This is a genomic window from Micromonospora sp. DT62 (assembly GCF_049847285.1).
Lineage (GTDB): Bacteria > Actinomycetota > Actinomycetes > Mycobacteriales > Micromonosporaceae > Micromonospora > Micromonospora reichwaldensis.
Genome location: NZ_JBNCOB010000022.1, coordinates 1 through 14,723, shown reverse-complemented (window position 1 = coordinate 14,723; position 14,723 = coordinate 1). Strand labels below are relative to the sequence as shown.

Below are 14,723 nucleotides of genomic sequence, written 5' to 3'. Positions count from 1 at the left end.
GTGTCCCGGCGGGAACCACTGATCGTGAAGGGACTGACCCACATGACCGACCAGCACGGTGAGCTGGACGCCGCCCTCGAGCGCGTGATCGATGCGGCCCGCCACCACCTGGCCGCCGTCCGCGCCGCACAGGGCCGCGTCGACGACGACGACGTCTGGCAGGCGTACGTCGCGCTCAACAACGCGTCCTTCGCGTACGACGAGCAACTCCTGGACGCCTTCGGCGAGGTCACCCCGTGGGACGTCGAGTCGATCGACCCGGAGGAGGCCGACCAGCGCTTCGGGGCCGCGGAGGGCGTGGAGCCCACCGACCCGCACCCGCGGGTGATCTCGGTGCGCCAGCGGCGCGACTACCGGGTGCCGAGCGTGTCGGCGCTGATCCGGGTCGCCGAGGCCGCCCGGCGGGAGGGCACCCCGGCCGAGGACGAGCCGGAGCCCGTCGAGGGGGTCGGCGAGGCGGTGCTGGAGCTGCTGCAGAGCGGTGACGGCTCGCTGGGCGCGCTGGACGTGCCGGAGCTGGAGGCGCTCGACGGCGTGGTGATGGTCAGCGAGGTCGGCACCCCGGTGGACCTGGAGTCGTTCGACGACGACGACCCGGTGGGCCCGTTCCAGCCGGCCGCCGACGACCGGCTGGTCGGCCGACTCGACGAGCACCCCTTCATGGAGCTCGACGAGGAGCACGACCACGCCCACTAGGCGGTGACGGCCCGCCGGTCAGGCGGCGCAGGCCCGGGGCTCGACCGGACGGTCGGCCCCGGGCCTTGCTTTCGTGGTCAGTACGACAGTCCCGGCTGCGGCTGGTTGACCCGGCGGCGGCGCAGCACCACCTGCCGCGTGCCGTCGCGGTACAGCCGCACCCGCGCCAACTCCCACCCGGAGAACTCCGCCTGGATCGCCAACTGCGCCGCGGCGGTCAACCGGTCGACGTCCGGCGGCAGCCGCAGCGGCGCGTACTCGTAGTCCATGACCTCCATGCTGCCCAGCCCAGCAGGCCTTCGCCACCCCCTCGCCGGTGAGCCGCGCCGCTGCGAGGCGTGGTCGCCCGGCTTCCCGACCATCGCCAAACCGATTGACTTTCGATAGGTTGAGAGCGATAGTCGATGTATGTTCAACGAGCATCGAGCGGTAGCCCCGCTCAGAGTCTTCCTCGTCGTGCTGTTCGGGATCCTGGTCATGCTCCAGACCTTCTCGCTGCCCGGGCAGTTCGCCCACATGGCCGAGGAGTCCCCGGAGCAGGCCTACCTCAGGTGGCCGATGACCGCCGTCGCCGTGTTCTGGGTGCTGTGCGTCCAGGTGGTGGTCGTGTCCACCTGGAAGCTGCTCACCCTGGTCAAGCGCGACCGCATCTTCAGCGACGCCTCGCTGGCGTGGGTGGACGCGATCGTCTGGGCGATCGTCGCCGCCTGGGTCGTGCTGCTGGGCGTCTTCCTCTACGTCGGCTTCAACGCCACGGACCCCGGGCTGCCGCTGCTGCTGTTCCTGCTGCTGGTGGGCGTCGCCGTGCTGGGCCTGCTGATGGTGGTGATGCGCGCGCTGCTGCGGCAGGCCACCACGCTGCGCACCGACATGGAGGCGGTGATCTGATGCCCATCGTCGTCCGCATCGACGTCGAACTGGCGAAACGCAAGATGAGCGTCGGCGAGTTCGCCGAGCGCGTCGGACTCACGCCGGCGAACGTGGCGGTGCTGAAGAACGGCCGGGCCAAGGCCGTCCGGTTCAGCACCCTGGAGGCCATGTGCCGGGTGCTCGACTGCCAGCCCGGTGACCTGCTCGAGTGGGTCGACGAATGAACCCGCGCGCCACGCCCCGGACCGACGGCCACGTACCGCGCGCCGGCAGGTCCGGGACCCCGGCCGCCACCGGGGAGACACCATGAAGTACCTGCTCGCACTCCTCGCCGGCGCGCTCGGCGTCGCCGGCGTCGTGCACGGGGAGGCCGACGACTCGCCCGGCCTCCAGCTCCTGGGCGTCGTGCTCGTCGTCGGCGCGGTCGTGTTCGCCGTACGGCTCGCGCGGCGCGGCCGGTTGCGGTAGGCCGCCGACCGGCGGTCAGCCGGTGGGCGGGTTCGCCGCCAGCAGGGCGGCCAGCGACGCCGCCCCCAGGGCCAGGGCGCGCGGGGTGCCCGCGTCCACCACCAGCCCCCACGCCGGGTCGGGCCAGTCGGCGAGCAGGTCCGCGCAGGGCACGGCGACGAACGGCACGCCCTCCCCGGCGAACGCGGTCAGCGCGTCCGGGGAGGTGAAGACGGGCAGCAGCGGTGCGCCGGTCGGGTCGGTGACGATCGTCCACGGCACCTCGCGGTCCGGCCCCGGCTCCGCCGCCAGCGGTACGCAGACCGCCGCGGCGGCGAGGACGCCGAGGTAGCCGGGCAGGTCCCGCCGCGCGCCGACCTCGCTGAGCAGGTCGAGCACGGACGGGCCGCCGCCCGGGTCCGCCCCGCTCTGCGCCTCGTCCGTGGCGGGGCCCGCGGACGAATCCGTGGGCAGTTCCGCGGGCGGCTGGGCGGGCACGCGCGCGGCCCCGGCGGCGGGGTGCTCGGCTTCGGCGGCGGGCTTCTCAGCTCCGGCAGCGGCGTGTTCGGCCCCGGCAGCGGGGTGTTCGGCTTCGGCGGCGGGCTGCCCAGCTCCGGCGACGGGCCGCTCGGCCCCGGCGACGGGCTCCTTGGCCTCGGAGGCGGGCCGCTCGGCTTCGGCAGCGGCGTGCCCGGCCCCGGTGACGGGTACCGCGGCCCGGACGCGGGGCACGGTCGGCTCCGGGCGCACCCGGGGACCGGTGGGCGGGAGGATCTGGCAGGACAGCGCTCGGGGCTCCGTGGTGAGCACCGTGGCGGCGGTCTGCGCCGCGAACCCGCTCCACCAGCGCAGGCCCTCGGCGGTGCGCGGCGTCTCGTACCACCAACCGCCGGCCCCGCGCGGCGCCTGCCAGCCGAGCTCGGCCAGGCGTCGCTCGTCGTAGGGCGGGCAGACCCCGCGGACGGTGTCCCGGCGCACCATCAGGTGCAGCCGGCGGGGGCCGGCGGCGATTTCCAGGTCGGTGTCGCGGTCGCAGCCCGACAGCGTGTCGTGGAGCCGGGCGACGATGTCTGGCCAGCCCGGCGACGTCATGCCGGCGGCCCCGGCAGGCGGCCGTCGAGCCGGCCGAGCCGTCCCATCGCCTCCTCCAGGCGGCCCAGCGAGGCGAAGTCGCCGGGGGTGCCGAAGATCCCGTTCAGGCCCGCGCCGAGCGTCGCGTCGAGACCCCCGGTGCGCTCGTCGAGCTGCGCGGTCGCCGCCGCGCGGGCCTGCCGGTACGCCTGCAGCACCATGGCCGCGAGGTCCTCGGTGCCCACCCGCAGCGCGGTCGGGGCGAGACTCAGGTCGCTCAGCTCGCCGGTGGCGTCGACGGTCGCGGTGACCAGGCCGCTGTCGTCGGTGGCGGTGGCGCTCAGCTCGTCCAGGTCGTCGGTGAGCCCGGCGAAGCGGCGTTCGATGTCGGCGAGCCGTCCGGCGAGTGCGTCGAACGCGGACAGCGGGTCAGACATGAGAACCTCCCGTGCGCGGTGCCGTCCGGGGTGGCGCCCGGCGGCGGCATGATCGTATCGTCGTCCCGCCGGGCGAGTGGGGGAGGAACGGCGTGCCTGACATCGACGTCGACGTGCAGGCGGTGCGTCGGCTGGAGGCGGCGGCGAAGCGGGTGGCCACCTCGCTGACCGCGCTGGAGAGCCGGATCACGTCAGCGGGCGACATACCGGACGGGGCCTTCGGGCACCTGCCGTTCGTCAGCGACATGCTCCGCGAGAAGTACGCCGAGCAGGTCACCGGGGGGATGGAGCTGTTCCGGTCCGGCCACGACGCGTTCGAGCGGGTCGGCGGCGCGCTGGGCGGGACGGCCGAGGCCTACGAGCGCAACGAGCAGGACATCGACGCCTCCTTCCGCGCCATCGGCGCCGGGATGCCCCGGTGAGTGGGCCCGCGGGCACCGCCGTCGAGCTCTGGAACGGCATCGACACCGCCCTGTCCGGCGTGGACAAGGTGGTCGACAGCGTCTGCCGCACCCTCGCCTGGCCGCTGATCCAGCTCGTCGACCTCGTCGACGGCGAGCCGGCCGCGCTGCGCGCCAAGGCCACGGAGTGGGACGCGCTGGCCGCGCAGGTGCGGGAGTTGGCGATGGGCCACCGCAGCGTGCGCGAGGCCGAACAGGCCGGCTGGCGCTCCCCGTCCGGCCAGGCGTACGGGAGGCGGTTGGCCGAGGTCGAGCAGCAGCTGCTGGACGTCGCCGCGCAGTTCGCCGCCACGGCCGAGTACCTGCGCGGGGTGGCCGACGCGCTCCAGACGGTGCACGACGTCCTGGTCGACATCTGCGTCGAGTTCGTCAACTTCCTGCTGGTGACGCTGGTCACCGCGCTGCTGATGGCCCCGTTCACCGCCGGGGCGTCCTGGGCGGCCGGGGTGGCGCTGGGGGTCACCCGGGGCATGATCGCGCTGACCCGGATGTTGAAGATCATCCGACCGCTGGCGACGCACCTGCAGAAGGTCATCCGGCTGCTGCAACGGGTCCTGCTCCACCTGCGCAAGCTGCGCAACCACCTGGACAAGCTGGTCGACAAGCAGAAGGCGCTGCGCGCCGGCCAGAAGTACGCCGACAAGCGCCGCGCCGCCGGCGACGCCGACAAGTGGCACCACAAGTTCATGGACCCCGCGAAGGGCACCTGGAAGCTCGGCAAGTCCGGCTCGCCGTTCGACATGAGCACGTTCGAGCGCCTCGGGGCGCTGCGGGCGCACGGCATGGCCGACGGGGCGCGGATGATCGGCCGGGACTGGGCCACCAACCTGCCGTGGAACATCCCGAACTCCGTCGTGCACGGCGCCACCTGGGGCACCGTCGCGATGGTCTCCGGCCTGTCGGTGCCCGGCATGGACCAGGTCGGCGACAAGGTCGACGCGGCGGTGCAGGGCGGCGCCGAGTGGATCGACCAGAATGTCTTCGGGCAGCCGCCGGCGCAGCAGCCGGCCGGCAGGTGACGGCCGATCGAGGGGGTGGGGCGTGTCCGAGGGGCGTAGCCGGCTGGGCCGGCTGACCGACGCGGTGCTGGGCGGTGCGCGGACCGCCCGGGACAAGGCCCGTGAGCTGCGCGACGAGTTCCGCACCACCGACGAGCCCGAGCGCGCCCTGGTGGCGCCCCTGCTGCCCGACGAGGAGATCCGCTACGTCGGCCTGGCGCCGGTCCGGGCCCCGGAGAACCACCGGGCCGGCAGCCAGCTCGCCGACCGGGTCAACGCCGAGCTGGCCGAGGCGCTCGATCCGCGCGCGCTGTTCGGGCTGCTCAACATCGTCAACCCGGTCGCCTGGGTGGACGCCGTGCTGACGCCCGTACGCATCGCCGCGGGCGTCCTGCTGCTGCCCGGCAAGGCCGCCGTGCTCGCCGCGGGCACCCCGGAGCCGGCCGAGCCGGAACCGGCGCCGGGCGGCGCGCCCCGGGAACCGCTGCCGCTCACCGACGAGCAGGAGGCGTTCCGCGCGCTGTTCCGGCTCAGCCGCTACCGACCGCTGGCCGACCAGCTCGCCGAGATCGCCTACCGGCGGCGGTACGTCTTCAGCGGCGACCTGGCCACCCTCGCCGGCAGCCTGCTGCTCTTCCTCGAGCGCTACACCGGCACCCCGCTGGCGGTCACCGACACCCACCTGCACCTGCTGCGGATGGGCCGCCGCCCCGACCTCGACCGCGAGGACCGGCGGCGCCCCCAGGTGCTGTGGAGCGTGCCGCGGCGGCGCATCGCCCGCATCGAGTCCGAGCACGGGGCCCGCCTCATGCAGTTCCCGTCCACCATCGTGTTCGACGACGGGTCCTGGATCCGGATCGTCAACCCGGCCACCCGCGACGACCAGTCCCGCTTCCTCGCCGCCGTACGCGACGTGCCCGGCCAGCGCCCCACGGCCTGACCGCGCGCTCGCCCCGCGCGACGCGGGGTCAGCCGTCGCGCTCGGGGTAGCCCACCGGCACCGCCGACACGTCGTCGAGCGCGGTGACGATCTCCTCGGGCAGGGTCACCCGCTCGACCTGGAGCGCGCCGAGCAACTGCCCGACCGTCCGCGCGCCGAGGATCGGGGCCACCACCCCGGGCCGGTCGCGGATCCAGGCGAGCGCCACCTCCGTCGGGGAGACACCCAGCCCGCCCGCGGCGATGGCGACCGCCTCCACGATGCTGGAGCAGCGGGGCTCCAGGTAGGTGGCGACGAAGCGCTCGAAGTGCGGCGAGGCCGCCCGCGAGTCGGCGGGCCGGCCGTGCCGGTACTTGCCGGTGAGCACCCCGCGGCCCAGCGGCGACCACGGCAGCACCCCCAGCCCGAGGGCCTCGCACGCGGGCAGCACCTCCCGCTCCACGCCCCGCTCCAGCAGCGAGTACTCCACCTGCGCGGCCACCACCGGGGCGCGCCCCGGCCAGGCGGTCTGCCAGGCCGCGGCCCGCGCGGTCTGCCAGCCGGCGAAGTTCGACACCCCGACGTAGCGGACCCGGCCGCTGGCCACCGCGTGGTCGAGCGCCGCGAGCGTCTCCTCCAGCGGCGTGTCCGGGTCGTAGCCGTGCAGTTGGAACAGGTCCACGTGGTCCGTGCCCAGCCGGCGCAGCGAGGCGTCCAACGTGCGCAACAGGTGCCCCCGGGAACCGTCCCGCCGCCGGCCGCTGCCCGGTCGCAGCCCCGCCTTGGTGGCGATCAGCAACTCCTCGCGCGGCACCAGGGAGCCCAGCAGCGACCCGATCACCGACTCGGCGTCGCCGTCGCCGTAGACGTCGGCGGTGTCGATCAGGTTGCCGCCCGCGTCGAGGAAACTCTTCAGCTGGGCGGCCGCATCGTCGGCGTCGGTGTCCCGGCCCCACGTCATGGTGCCGAGCGCGAGCCGCGAAACCGCCAGCCCGCTTCGGCCGAGCGGTCGCTGTTGCATGGGTGAACCTTATTTCGAACGAGGGCCCGCCGATATCCTCGCTCCCGTCAAGTGTGCCGGGGGCGTCGCGTTTCCGACCGTCCGGGCATCGCCCCCGGTGGTGGCGACCGGTGAACGGGTCGACTTGCGGCATTGCGTAACCTGATGCGACCTGTGGTGCGGATGGGGGAGGACCTAGTGCGACTCGGGCTCAGCCTCGGATACCAGACGGCGTGGAGCACACCGGCCGATCACCTGGCTTTCGCCCAGGAGGCGGACCGGCTCGGCTACTCGGTGGTGTGGGCGGCGGAGGCCTACGGCTCCGACTCGCCGAGCATGCTCGCCTGGATGGCCGGGCAGACGGAGCGGATCGACCTGGGCAGCGCGGTGATGCAGATTCCCGCCCGTACCCCGGCGATGACCGCGATGACCGCGGCGACCATCGACGCGCTGTCCGGCGGCCGGTTCCGGCTGGGCCTCGGCGTGTCCGGCCCGCAGGTCTCCGAGGGCTGGCACGGCGTACGGTTCGCCAAGCCGCTGGCGCGGACCCGCGAGTTCGTGGACATCGTCAAGCTGGCCGTCGCCCGCAAGTCCGTCGCGTACGACGGCGAGTTCTACACGCTGCCGCTGCCCGACGGCCCGGGCAAGGCGCTGAAGCTGGGCTTCCACCCGCCGCGCGAGCACATCCCGATCTACCTCGCCGCCGTGGGCCCGAAGAACCTGGAACTGGCTGGCGAGATCGCCGACGGCTGGCTGGCCGTCTTCTACGCCCCCGAGTTCGCCGAGGAGCAGCTCGCGTCGGTGCGTGCCGGTCGGGCGAAGGCCGGCAAGGAGCTCGCCGGCTTCGACGTGGTCCCGTCGGTGCCCGTGGTGGTCGGCGACGACATCGCCACCTGTGCGGAGCTGGTCCGCTGGTACGCGGCCCTCTACGTCGGCGGCATGGGCAGCCGCCAGCAGAACTTCTACAACCAGCTCGCCACCCGGATGGGCTACGGCGACGCCGCCCGCGAGGTGCAGGAGCTCTACCTGGCCAAGCGGCAGCGCGACGCCGCGGCCGCGGTGCCGATGGAGTTCATCGACCGCACCTCGCTGCTAGGCCCGAAGGAGCGCATCGCCGAGCGGATGCGGGAGTACGCCGCCGCCGGCGTCACCACCCTGTCCGTGACCCTGTTCGCGGCCGACCGGGACAGCGGCGTGCAGACCCTGCGTACCGTCGCCGAGGCGCTGGACCTCTCGGGAGTCGGGGAGTGACCTGGGTCGAGGCCATCGTCCTGGGCATCGTCCAGGGACTGACCGAGTTCCTTCCGGTCAGCTCGTCCGGTCACCTGCGGATCACCTCGGCGATCTTCTTCGACCGGGACGCCGGGGCGTCGTTCACCGCGGTCACCCAGCTGGGCACCGAGGCGGCGGTGCTGATCTACTTCGCCAAGGACATCTGGCGCATCACCCGTACGTGGCTGGTCGGCATCAGGGACAAGTCGGTGCGTTCCAGCCTCGACTACCGGATGGGCTGGTACGTCATCGTCGGCTCGATCCCGATCGGGCTGTTCGGTTTCCTGTTCAAGGACCAGATCCGCACCGCCGGCCGGAACCTGTGGCTGGTGGCGACCACGCTGATCGTGTTCGCTTTCGTGCTGGCGTTCGCCGAGTACTGGGGGCGGCAGACCCGCACCCTGGTGAACTTCAAGATGCGCGACGGCGTGGTGATGGGCTTCGCCCAGGCGATGGCGCTCATCCCGGGGGTGTCGCGCTCGGGCGGCACGCTCACCGCCGGGCTCTTCCTCAACCTCACCCGGGAGGCGGCGGCGCGCTACTCGTTCCTGCTGGCCATCCCGGCGGTGGTGATGTCCGGGATCTTCAGCGTCGGCGACGTCTTCGAGCCGGCGGCGCCCGGCACGTCGGTGCCGAGCATGGCCCAGATGGTCGTCGCCACGATCATCGCCTTCGGCGTCGGGTACGCGGCCATCGCCTGGCTGCTGCGCTACGTCGCCCACCACACCCTGTACGTCTTCGTGCTGTACCGGGTCGCGGTGGGCACCCTGGTGCTCGCCCTGCTGATGACGGGCACCATCAGCGCCACCTGATCCGCCCGCGCCTGCCCCCGCGACCGGCCCCCGTCCCCGCACCACCGGACGGGGGCCGGTCCGTGTCCGACCACCGCCGGCCGTCACTGCCTGCCTGGCGCCTTGGCGCTCTGGCGTCTGGCGCCGCGATTCGCACCCGGACCACAACCCCGGCGACCCGAAGGCCGAGGAGCGTATTCGCTCTCGCTGGATTGCGTCAGCCGCGCTCGCCGTCCTTACGTCGAAATCTTGGACAGTTGCCGTTGGCGGTGAGCGGTAACTGTCCAAGATCTCGGGCTGGAGATGCCGGCGCCCCTGTCGGGGTGCCGGCCGTGGGGTGGTGGGTGGTGTCGTGGTGGATGTGCCGCTGGCCGGCACCCCGTGTTCGGGTGCCGGCCAGCGATCCCCCTTGTGGTGAAAGTCTGTGTCAGCTGTTCCAGTGCTCGGTCACGAGGTCGGCGGCCTGCTGCTCCCACTGGGCGTAGTGGTCGGGGTACGCCGACACCTGCACCGTCTGCGCGGCCTTGGTCAGCGGCATGTCCTGCCACCCGTCGACCTGCTTGAGGCCCTTGAGGAACGCCGTGGTGGAGTACTCGGGGTCGGTGATCTGCTCGATGGTGCCCCAACCCGAGGACGGGCGCTGCTGGAACAGGCCCTGCGAGTCGTGGTCGTTGCGGTCACCCAGGTGTCCCAGGTTCTCCAGCTTCGACTCCTGCAACGCCGTCGCGATCGACACCACCGCGGCGCGCTCGTCCATGCCGGCCTTCTTCGTCGCCGCGATGATCGCCTTCACGTTCGCGACCTGCTCGTCGGACAGGTCGACGTGCGACTGGGCGCCCTGCACACCGTGCGGGACCAGCTTGCCCTTGTCCACGGCCGGCTTGTCAGCCTGCATGGCCACAGCCGCCACGGGCGTGGTGTCGACAGTCGTCGGGGTGCTGTCGGTCATCGGGCCGGCAGCCACGCCACCGGCGAACGCGAGACCAGCAATACCGAGAACGCTGTTACGAATGAACGTGTTCATGGGGGACGCTCCATTCGGGGGTTGGCACCACACACCGAAGGGGGATCGGCTCTGTGTGCGGGTGCAAGCACCGTCCGGCGCTCGATGAACAACGGGGAACCTCCGGCGTCCTGCCGGAGGAAAGATCAGAGTCGGCCGCGTGGGGCGGAGGGGGATGCCCTGCACATGGGCCGGGACCATGTGTAACGACCTGCCGGCCGCCATCATTCCGGGGCCCGGGCTGGCCACCTGCCCGGGAGGCGGGGCGTGCCCTTGCTCGGTCGTACGCATGGTGTAACGACCCGGGGCCGGCCACGATTCCGCCCCCACGATGCCCCCGGTCACACCTCGAAACCGGACATCCGTCTCGATGTCGACTCGTTTCGGGTGGGTGTGGTGCGGGTTGTGGTAGGCGTTCCGGATTGGTGTCGGTCGGGGTAGAGGGGCGGCGAAGCCGCGTGCCAGGGGATGAACCCGACATGTGGGTATCGGGTGATGTCCGTTGGTGGCTTCCGCGGGCGGTCATCCGGTTCGCGGTCACCACGCCCACCGCCACGTCCGGCCCGGCGCCGGCCCGGGGCATGGTCAACGGTTAGCCGAGCCTGTCTGGCCGTCCCCGGTTGCGAGATCTTGGCGAGGATCGGCCCCTGAAGGGGCACTCTCGTTCCAAGATCTGCCGACGCCGACGCCGACGCCGACGCCGACGCCGACGCCGACGCCGACGCCGACGCCGACGCCGACGCCGACGTGGTGTGGGCGCGGGGCCGGCAGGCGCGGGGCGATGCGGGATACGTGCGGGCCGGGGGTGTTACGCCTGGTGTGGGGCCTGCCATCGCCGATTGGGCGGTCAGCGCCGTCGAGGTGAGTCGGGCTCGGGGCCGTAGCGCAGATGGGGAGCGCGGGTCATACCCCGCACCGGGGAGGCAGCCGTGGCCGGACACAGGTCATAGGGTGGTCCCGTGGCGACCCTTCTGCTTCTGCGACACGGCCGGACGACCGCGAACGCCGACGGCGGGCTGGCCGGCCGTCAGCCCGTGGAACTGGACGAGACGGGCCGGGCCCAGGCGACCGCGGTCGGCGAGCGGCTGCGGACGGTGCCGCTCGCGGCGGTGGTGACCAGCCCGCTGATCCGGTGCCGGCAGACCCTGGAGCTGGCGTTGCCCGGGGTCGCACCGGTGGTGGAGGAGGGGCTGATCGAGTGCGGCTACGGCTCCTGGGAGGGGCAGCCGCTGAAGAAACTCGCCAAGGAGCCGCTCTGGCCGGTGGTCCAGCAGCACCCGAGCGCGGCGGTCTTCCCGGAGGGGGAGGCGATGGCGGCGATGGCGGCGCGGGCGGTCACCGCGGTGCGTACGTGGGACGCCCGGATCACGGCGGAGCACGGCCCCGAGGCGGTCTGGCTGGCGTGCAGCCACGGCGACGTGATCAAGGCGATCGTCGCCGACGCGCTCGGCGTACACCTGGATCTGTTCCAGCGGATCGTGGCCGACCCGGCCTCGGTGACGGCGATCCGCTACACGCCGCTGCGGCCGTTCCTGATGCGGCTCAACGACACCGGCGGCGACCTGGCCGGGCTGGTGCCGCCGCCGCGCAAGCGGCGCCGACGGGCGGCGCGGGCGGCCGGCGCGGCCGACTCGGACGCGCCGGTCGGCGGCGGCGCGGGAGCGGGCCGGTGACGGCCCGGCGGCGACCCGACCCACGGCCTCGCGGCAGGGTGCCGCGTCCGGCGGGATGGCGCCGGTGCGTGGCGGCCGTCCCGCCCGCGAGGCTCGCCCCGGCCGACGAGGAGTCCGCGCGCCGGTGCCGGCCGAGGGTCCCGTCCGCGACCACGCTGCGGTGCGGGCCCGGGGTCTCGCCGGCCGCCACGCCCGGGTGCGGCGCACGGTGTGCCGGGCGCGGCGGGGGTACGGCGATTCGCGTCGGTGGGGTGCGCGGCGCTGTGGCGCGCCGGATAGGGTCGTGGGTATGACCCACCAGGTGCACGCCTTCGAGCCGCCGGAGCGGTTCGTCGCCGGGACGGTCGGGCCGCCGGGGGAGCGCGCGTTCTTCCTCCAGGCGCGCGGCGGTGGCCGGCTGGTCAGCGTCGCGCTGGAGAAGGTCCAGGTGTCGTTGCTGGCCGAGAAGCTCGAGGAGCTGCTCTCCGAGGCGCAGCGCCGCTTCGGGGTGGACCTGCCCGAGCCGGTGGCCGTCGTCGGCGACAACGACCCGCTGGACACGCCCGTCGACGAGGAGTTCCGGGTCGGCACGCTCGGGCTGGCGTTCGACGTCGACACCGCGACCGTGGTGATCGAAGCCATCGCCGTGGGCGAGGCGGAGGTCGAGGTCGAGCTCGGCGAGCCCGACGACGACGAGGACGCCGAGGACGAGGACGAGGAACCGGACGAGGACCTCGACCGGCTCCGGGTGCGGCTGACGCCCGAGGCGACCCGACAGTTCATCGAGCGGGCCCGGCGGGTGGTCAACGCCGGCCGTCCGCCCTGCCCGCTCTGCGGCCAGCCCCTCGACCCCGCCGGCCATCTCTGTCCGCGCCACAACGGCTATCACCGGTGACGTCGTCGGATCTCCAGCCCCGACAGGACGGCGAGGCCGCGCTCCGCTTGCTGCGTGACGGCCACCTCGACCTGGAGGGGCGGCTCGTCGACGCCTCCAACACCACCCTGCGCGGCATCCTGACCCTCGACGGGGTGACGGCCCGCTGCGTCTACAAGCCGGTGCGGGGCGAGCGCCCGCTGTGGGACTTCCCGGACGGCACGCTGGCCGGCCGCGAGGTCTCGGCGTACGTGGTCTCCCGGGCCACCGGCTGGGATCTGGTGCCGCCGACCGTGCTGCGCGACGGCCCGTTCGGCCCGGGGTCGTGTCAGCTCTGGATCGACGAGCCGGAGGAGGCCGAGCCCCTGGTCGGGTTCGTGCCGGCCGACGCGCTGCCGCCCCGGTGGTTCCCGATCGCGGCGGCCCGCGACGACGACGGCACACCGTACGCGCTGGCGCACGCCGACGATCCGCGGCTGGCCCGGCTCGCGGTGCTCGACGCGGTGATCAACAACGCGGACCGCAAGGGCGGGCACGTGCTGGTCGGTCCGGACGACCGGATCTACGGCGTCGACCACGGGGTGTGCTTCCACGTCGAGGAGAAGCTGCGCACGGTGCTCTGGGGCTGGGCCGGGCGGCAACTGCCGGCGGACGCCGTGGAGATGCTCGACGCACTCGCCGGCCAGCTCCCCGGGGCGCTCGGCGCCGAGCTGGCCGACCACCTGACCATCCGGGAGGTCGCCGAGCTGGCGGCGCGGGTCGACCGGCTGCGGCACACCGGCCTGTTCCCGCAGCCGTCGCAGGACTGGCCGGCGGTGCCCTGGCCCCCCATGTGAGCGCGTCCGTTCCGTCCCACGGGGCTGTCATGTTGATCACTATGGGCCGGGCCTGCCGCGCCGCGTCGGCTGGTTAGGCTGACGGTCATGGACTCTTGGGCGGGACATGAGGTGCCGCGGCTGCCGGGCAGGGGCCAGCCGCTGTCGTTGTTCGACTCTGCGCGGCAGGGCGCCCACCCGAGCGATCCGGCCGGCACCGCGACCATGTACGTCTGCGGCATCACCCCGTACGACGCCACGCACCTGGGCCACGCCGCCACCATGATCGCGTTCGACCTGGTGCAGCGGGTGTGGCGGGACGCCGGCCGGGACGTGCACTACGTGCAGAACGTCACCGACATCGACGACCCGCTGCTGGAGCGGGCCGAGCGGGACGGCGAGGACTGGAAGGTCCTGGCGATGCGGGAGACCGCGCTGTTCCGCGAGGACATGGAGGCGCTGCGGATCATCCCGCCGGCGCACTACGTCGGCGCGGTGGAGTCGATCCCCGACATCGCCGACAAGGTCCTCCTGCTGCTCAAGGACGGGGCCGCGTACCGCCTGGAGGACGGCACCGGTGACGTCTACTTCGACATCGCCGCCACCCCCCGCTTCGGCTACGAGTCCAACCTGACCCGGGAGCAGATGCTGGAGATCTTCCCCGAGCGCGGGGGCGACCCGGACCGGGCCGGCAAGCGCGACCCGCTCGACCCGCTGCTGTGGCGGGGCGCCCGCGAGGGCGAGCCGTCCTGGCCGGGTGGCGAGCTGGGCGCCGGCCGTCCCGGCTGGCACATCGAGTGCACGGTCATCGCGCTCAATCTGCTCGGCGACCGGATCGACGTGCAGGGCGGCGGCAACGACCTGATCTTCCCCCACCACGAGTGCTCCGCCGCGCACGCCGAGCGGCTCACGGGCGCCGCGCCCTTCGCGCAGCACTACGTGCACGCCGGCATGATCGGCCTCGACGGCGAGAAGATGTCGAAGTCCCGGGGCAACCTGGTCTTCGTCTCCCGGCTGCGCGCCGACCAGGTCGACCCGATGGCGGTCCGGCTGGCCCTGCTCTCGGGGCACTACCGCACCGACCGCGCCTGGACCGACGAGCTGCTCGCGACGTCGCTGGAGCGGCTGGACCGCTGGCGGCGGGCCGCCGCCGCGCCCGCCGGCCCGTCGGGCGAGGAGTTCCTGGCCAGCGTACGCGCCCGCCTCGCCGACGACCTGGACTCGCCGGGCGCCCTGGCGCTGGCCGACGGATGGGCCGAGGCCACCCTCGCGGGCACCGCCGACGACCCGGCCGCCCCCGCCCTCTTCGCCGCCACCCTGGACGCCCTCCTCGGCATCCACCTCTGACAGTGATGATGTGGGAGCGGGTCACCCGGTCGGTCTGACTCAGCCTCTGACTGACCGTGGTGTCTTCTAG

General features: G+C 73.4%; 18 protein-coding genes. 13 read left to right on the top strand and 5 right to left on the bottom strand.

Features of this window, described 5'->3' with window-relative positions; genetic code table 11:
- The first annotated feature begins 42 nt into the window (after window positions 1-42).
- Window positions 43-696 carry a hypothetical protein gene (locus ACPXCB_RS24535; protein ID WP_425877860.1) on the top strand — a complete coding sequence of 218 codons (654 nt, stop codon included), beginning with the start codon at window positions 43-45 and terminating at the stop codon, window positions 694-696.
- Window positions 697-773: 77 nt separating this feature from the next.
- Here ACPXCB_RS24535 and ACPXCB_RS24530 read toward each other — a convergent pair whose 3' ends face one another.
- Entirely contained in the window at window positions 774-965 is a 192-nt protein-coding gene (locus ACPXCB_RS24530) for a DUF5703 family protein (protein WP_121399254.1), read from the bottom strand.
- A 139-nt stretch (window positions 966-1,104) separates the two neighbouring features.
- Here ACPXCB_RS24530 and ACPXCB_RS24525 point away from each other — a divergent pair, with 139 nt between their 5' ends.
- From ACPXCB_RS24525 to ACPXCB_RS24515, 3 genes are all read left to right on the top strand, one after another.
- On the top strand, window positions 1,105-1,584 hold the full coding sequence (locus tag ACPXCB_RS24525) for a DUF2975 domain-containing protein (protein WP_151454303.1): 480 nt from the start codon (window positions 1,105-1,107) through the stop codon (window positions 1,582-1,584).
- Complete coding sequence (locus ACPXCB_RS24520; protein ID WP_026874506.1) at window positions 1,584-1,790, top strand: helix-turn-helix domain-containing protein; 207 nt, start codon at window positions 1,584-1,586, stop codon at window positions 1,788-1,790. Before ACPXCB_RS24525 ends, ACPXCB_RS24520 begins: the two co-directional genes overlap by 1 nt.
- Before the next feature lie 82 nt (window positions 1,791-1,872).
- Entirely contained in the window at window positions 1,873-2,034 is a 162-nt protein-coding gene (locus ACPXCB_RS24515) for a hypothetical protein (protein ID WP_425877859.1), read from the top strand.
- A gap of 15 nt (window positions 2,035-2,049) precedes the next feature.
- Here ACPXCB_RS24515 and ACPXCB_RS24510 read toward each other — a convergent pair whose 3' ends face one another.
- Together ACPXCB_RS24510 and ACPXCB_RS24505 are read right to left on the bottom strand one after the other, a co-directional pair.
- Window positions 2,050-3,105: an SseB family protein gene (locus ACPXCB_RS24510; RefSeq protein WP_425877858.1), complete on the bottom strand. Its 1,056-nt coding sequence runs from the start codon at window positions 3,103-3,105 to the stop codon at window positions 2,050-2,052.
- Window positions 3,102-3,521 (bottom strand): YbaB/EbfC family nucleoid-associated protein, encoded by a 420-nt coding sequence (locus ACPXCB_RS24505; protein WP_425877857.1) that lies wholly within the window; start codon window positions 3,519-3,521, stop codon window positions 3,102-3,104. The genes ACPXCB_RS24510 and ACPXCB_RS24505 overlap by 4 nt, the downstream gene beginning before the upstream one ends.
- A gap of 92 nt (window positions 3,522-3,613) precedes the next feature.
- On the opposite strand from ACPXCB_RS24505, the gene ACPXCB_RS24500 reads away from it, so the two are divergent.
- The 3 genes from ACPXCB_RS24500 to ACPXCB_RS24490 are packed head-to-tail and all read left to right on the top strand — an operon-like array spanning window position 3,614 to window position 5,920.
- Window positions 3,614-3,943 (top strand): hypothetical protein, encoded by a 330-nt coding sequence (locus ACPXCB_RS24500; protein WP_121397959.1) that lies wholly within the window; start codon window positions 3,614-3,616, stop codon window positions 3,941-3,943.
- On the top strand, window positions 3,940-5,001 hold the full coding sequence (locus ACPXCB_RS24495; protein WP_425877856.1) for a WXG100 family type VII secretion target: 1,062 nt from the start codon (window positions 3,940-3,942) through the stop codon (window positions 4,999-5,001). The genes ACPXCB_RS24500 and ACPXCB_RS24495 overlap by 4 nt, the downstream gene beginning before the upstream one ends.
- A gap of 22 nt (window positions 5,002-5,023) precedes the next feature.
- On the top strand, window positions 5,024-5,920 hold the full coding sequence (locus ACPXCB_RS24490; RefSeq protein WP_425877855.1) for a hypothetical protein: 897 nt from the start codon (window positions 5,024-5,026) through the stop codon (window positions 5,918-5,920).
- Between the two features lie 28 nt (window positions 5,921-5,948).
- On the opposite strand, the gene ACPXCB_RS24485 is transcribed toward ACPXCB_RS24490, so the two are convergent.
- Window positions 5,949-6,920 (bottom strand): aldo/keto reductase, encoded by a 972-nt coding sequence (locus ACPXCB_RS24485; RefSeq protein WP_132237889.1) that lies wholly within the window; start codon window positions 6,918-6,920, stop codon window positions 5,949-5,951.
- Between the two features lie 177 nt (window positions 6,921-7,097).
- On the opposite strand from ACPXCB_RS24485, the gene ACPXCB_RS24480 reads away from it, so the two are divergent.
- The gene (locus tag ACPXCB_RS24480) at window positions 7,098-8,150 is read left to right on the top strand and encodes an LLM class F420-dependent oxidoreductase (RefSeq protein ID WP_425877976.1); all 1,053 of its coding nucleotides are present in this window, start codon (window positions 7,098-7,100) and stop codon (window positions 8,148-8,150) included.
- Entirely contained in the window at window positions 8,147-8,983 is an 837-nt protein-coding gene (locus ACPXCB_RS24475; RefSeq protein ID WP_425877854.1) for an undecaprenyl-diphosphate phosphatase, read from the top strand. Before ACPXCB_RS24480 ends, ACPXCB_RS24475 begins: the two co-directional genes overlap by 4 nt.
- Window positions 8,984-9,389: 406 nt before the next feature.
- Here ACPXCB_RS24475 and ACPXCB_RS24470 read toward each other — a convergent pair whose 3' ends face one another.
- Window positions 9,390-9,986: a hypothetical protein gene (locus tag ACPXCB_RS24470; RefSeq protein WP_425877853.1), complete on the bottom strand. Its 597-nt coding sequence runs from the start codon at window positions 9,984-9,986 to the stop codon at window positions 9,390-9,392.
- A gap of 938 nt (window positions 9,987-10,924) precedes the next feature.
- Here ACPXCB_RS24470 and ACPXCB_RS24465 point away from each other — a divergent pair.
- From ACPXCB_RS24465 to mshC, 4 genes are all read left to right on the top strand, one after another.
- Window positions 10,925-11,638: a histidine phosphatase family protein gene (locus ACPXCB_RS24465; RefSeq protein WP_425877852.1), complete on the top strand. Its 714-nt coding sequence runs from the start codon at window positions 10,925-10,927 to the stop codon at window positions 11,636-11,638.
- Window positions 11,639-11,927: 289 nt separating this feature from the next.
- On the top strand, window positions 11,928-12,512 hold the full coding sequence (locus tag ACPXCB_RS24460; RefSeq protein ID WP_425877851.1) for a DUF3090 domain-containing protein: 585 nt from the start codon (window positions 11,928-11,930) through the stop codon (window positions 12,510-12,512).
- Entirely contained in the window at window positions 12,509-13,327 is an 819-nt protein-coding gene (locus ACPXCB_RS24455; protein ID WP_425877850.1) for an SCO1664 family protein, read from the top strand. Before ACPXCB_RS24460 ends, ACPXCB_RS24455 begins: the two co-directional genes overlap by 4 nt.
- Window positions 13,328-13,414: 87 nt before the next feature.
- Entirely contained in the window at window positions 13,415-14,653 is a 1,239-nt protein-coding gene (mshC, locus tag ACPXCB_RS24450) for a cysteine--1-D-myo-inosityl 2-amino-2-deoxy-alpha-D-glucopyranoside ligase (RefSeq protein WP_425877849.1), read from the top strand.
- The last annotated feature ends 70 nt before the right edge of the window (window positions 14,654-14,723 follow it).

Excerpts from the sequence above, each read along its gene's own strand:
- ACPXCB_RS24470 (WP_425877853.1), bottom strand. The coding sequence starts at position 9,986 with ATGAACACGTTCATTCGTAACAGCGTTCTCGGTATTGCTGGTCTCGCG.
- ACPXCB_RS24520 (WP_026874506.1), top strand. The coding sequence starts at position 1,584 with ATGCCCATCGTCGTCCGCATCGACGTCGAACTGGCGAAACGCAAGATG.
- ACPXCB_RS24525 (WP_151454303.1), top strand. The coding sequence starts at position 1,105 with ATGTTCAACGAGCATCGAGCGGTAGCCCCGCTCAGAGTCTTCCTCGTC.
- ACPXCB_RS24505 (WP_425877857.1), bottom strand. The coding sequence starts at position 3,521 with ATGTCTGACCCGCTGTCCGCGTTCGACGCACTCGCCGGACGGCTCGCC.
- ACPXCB_RS24535 (WP_425877860.1), top strand. The coding sequence starts at position 43 with ATGACCGACCAGCACGGTGAGCTGGACGCCGCCCTCGAGCGCGTGATC.
- ACPXCB_RS24485 (WP_132237889.1), bottom strand. The coding sequence starts at position 6,920 with ATGCAACAGCGACCGCTCGGCCGAAGCGGGCTGGCGGTTTCGCGGCTC.
- ACPXCB_RS24515 (WP_425877859.1), top strand. The coding sequence starts at position 1,873 with ATGAAGTACCTGCTCGCACTCCTCGCCGGCGCGCTCGGCGTCGCCGGC.
- ACPXCB_RS24510 (WP_425877858.1), bottom strand. The coding sequence starts at position 3,105 with ATGACGTCGCCGGGCTGGCCAGACATCGTCGCCCGGCTCCACGACACG.
- ACPXCB_RS24460 (WP_425877851.1), top strand. The coding sequence starts at position 11,928 with ATGACCCACCAGGTGCACGCCTTCGAGCCGCCGGAGCGGTTCGTCGCC.
- mshC (WP_425877849.1), top strand. The coding sequence starts at position 13,415 with ATGGACTCTTGGGCGGGACATGAGGTGCCGCGGCTGCCGGGCAGGGGC.
- ACPXCB_RS24530 (WP_121399254.1), bottom strand. The coding sequence starts at position 965 with ATGGACTACGAGTACGCGCCGCTGCGGCTGCCGCCGGACGTCGACCGG.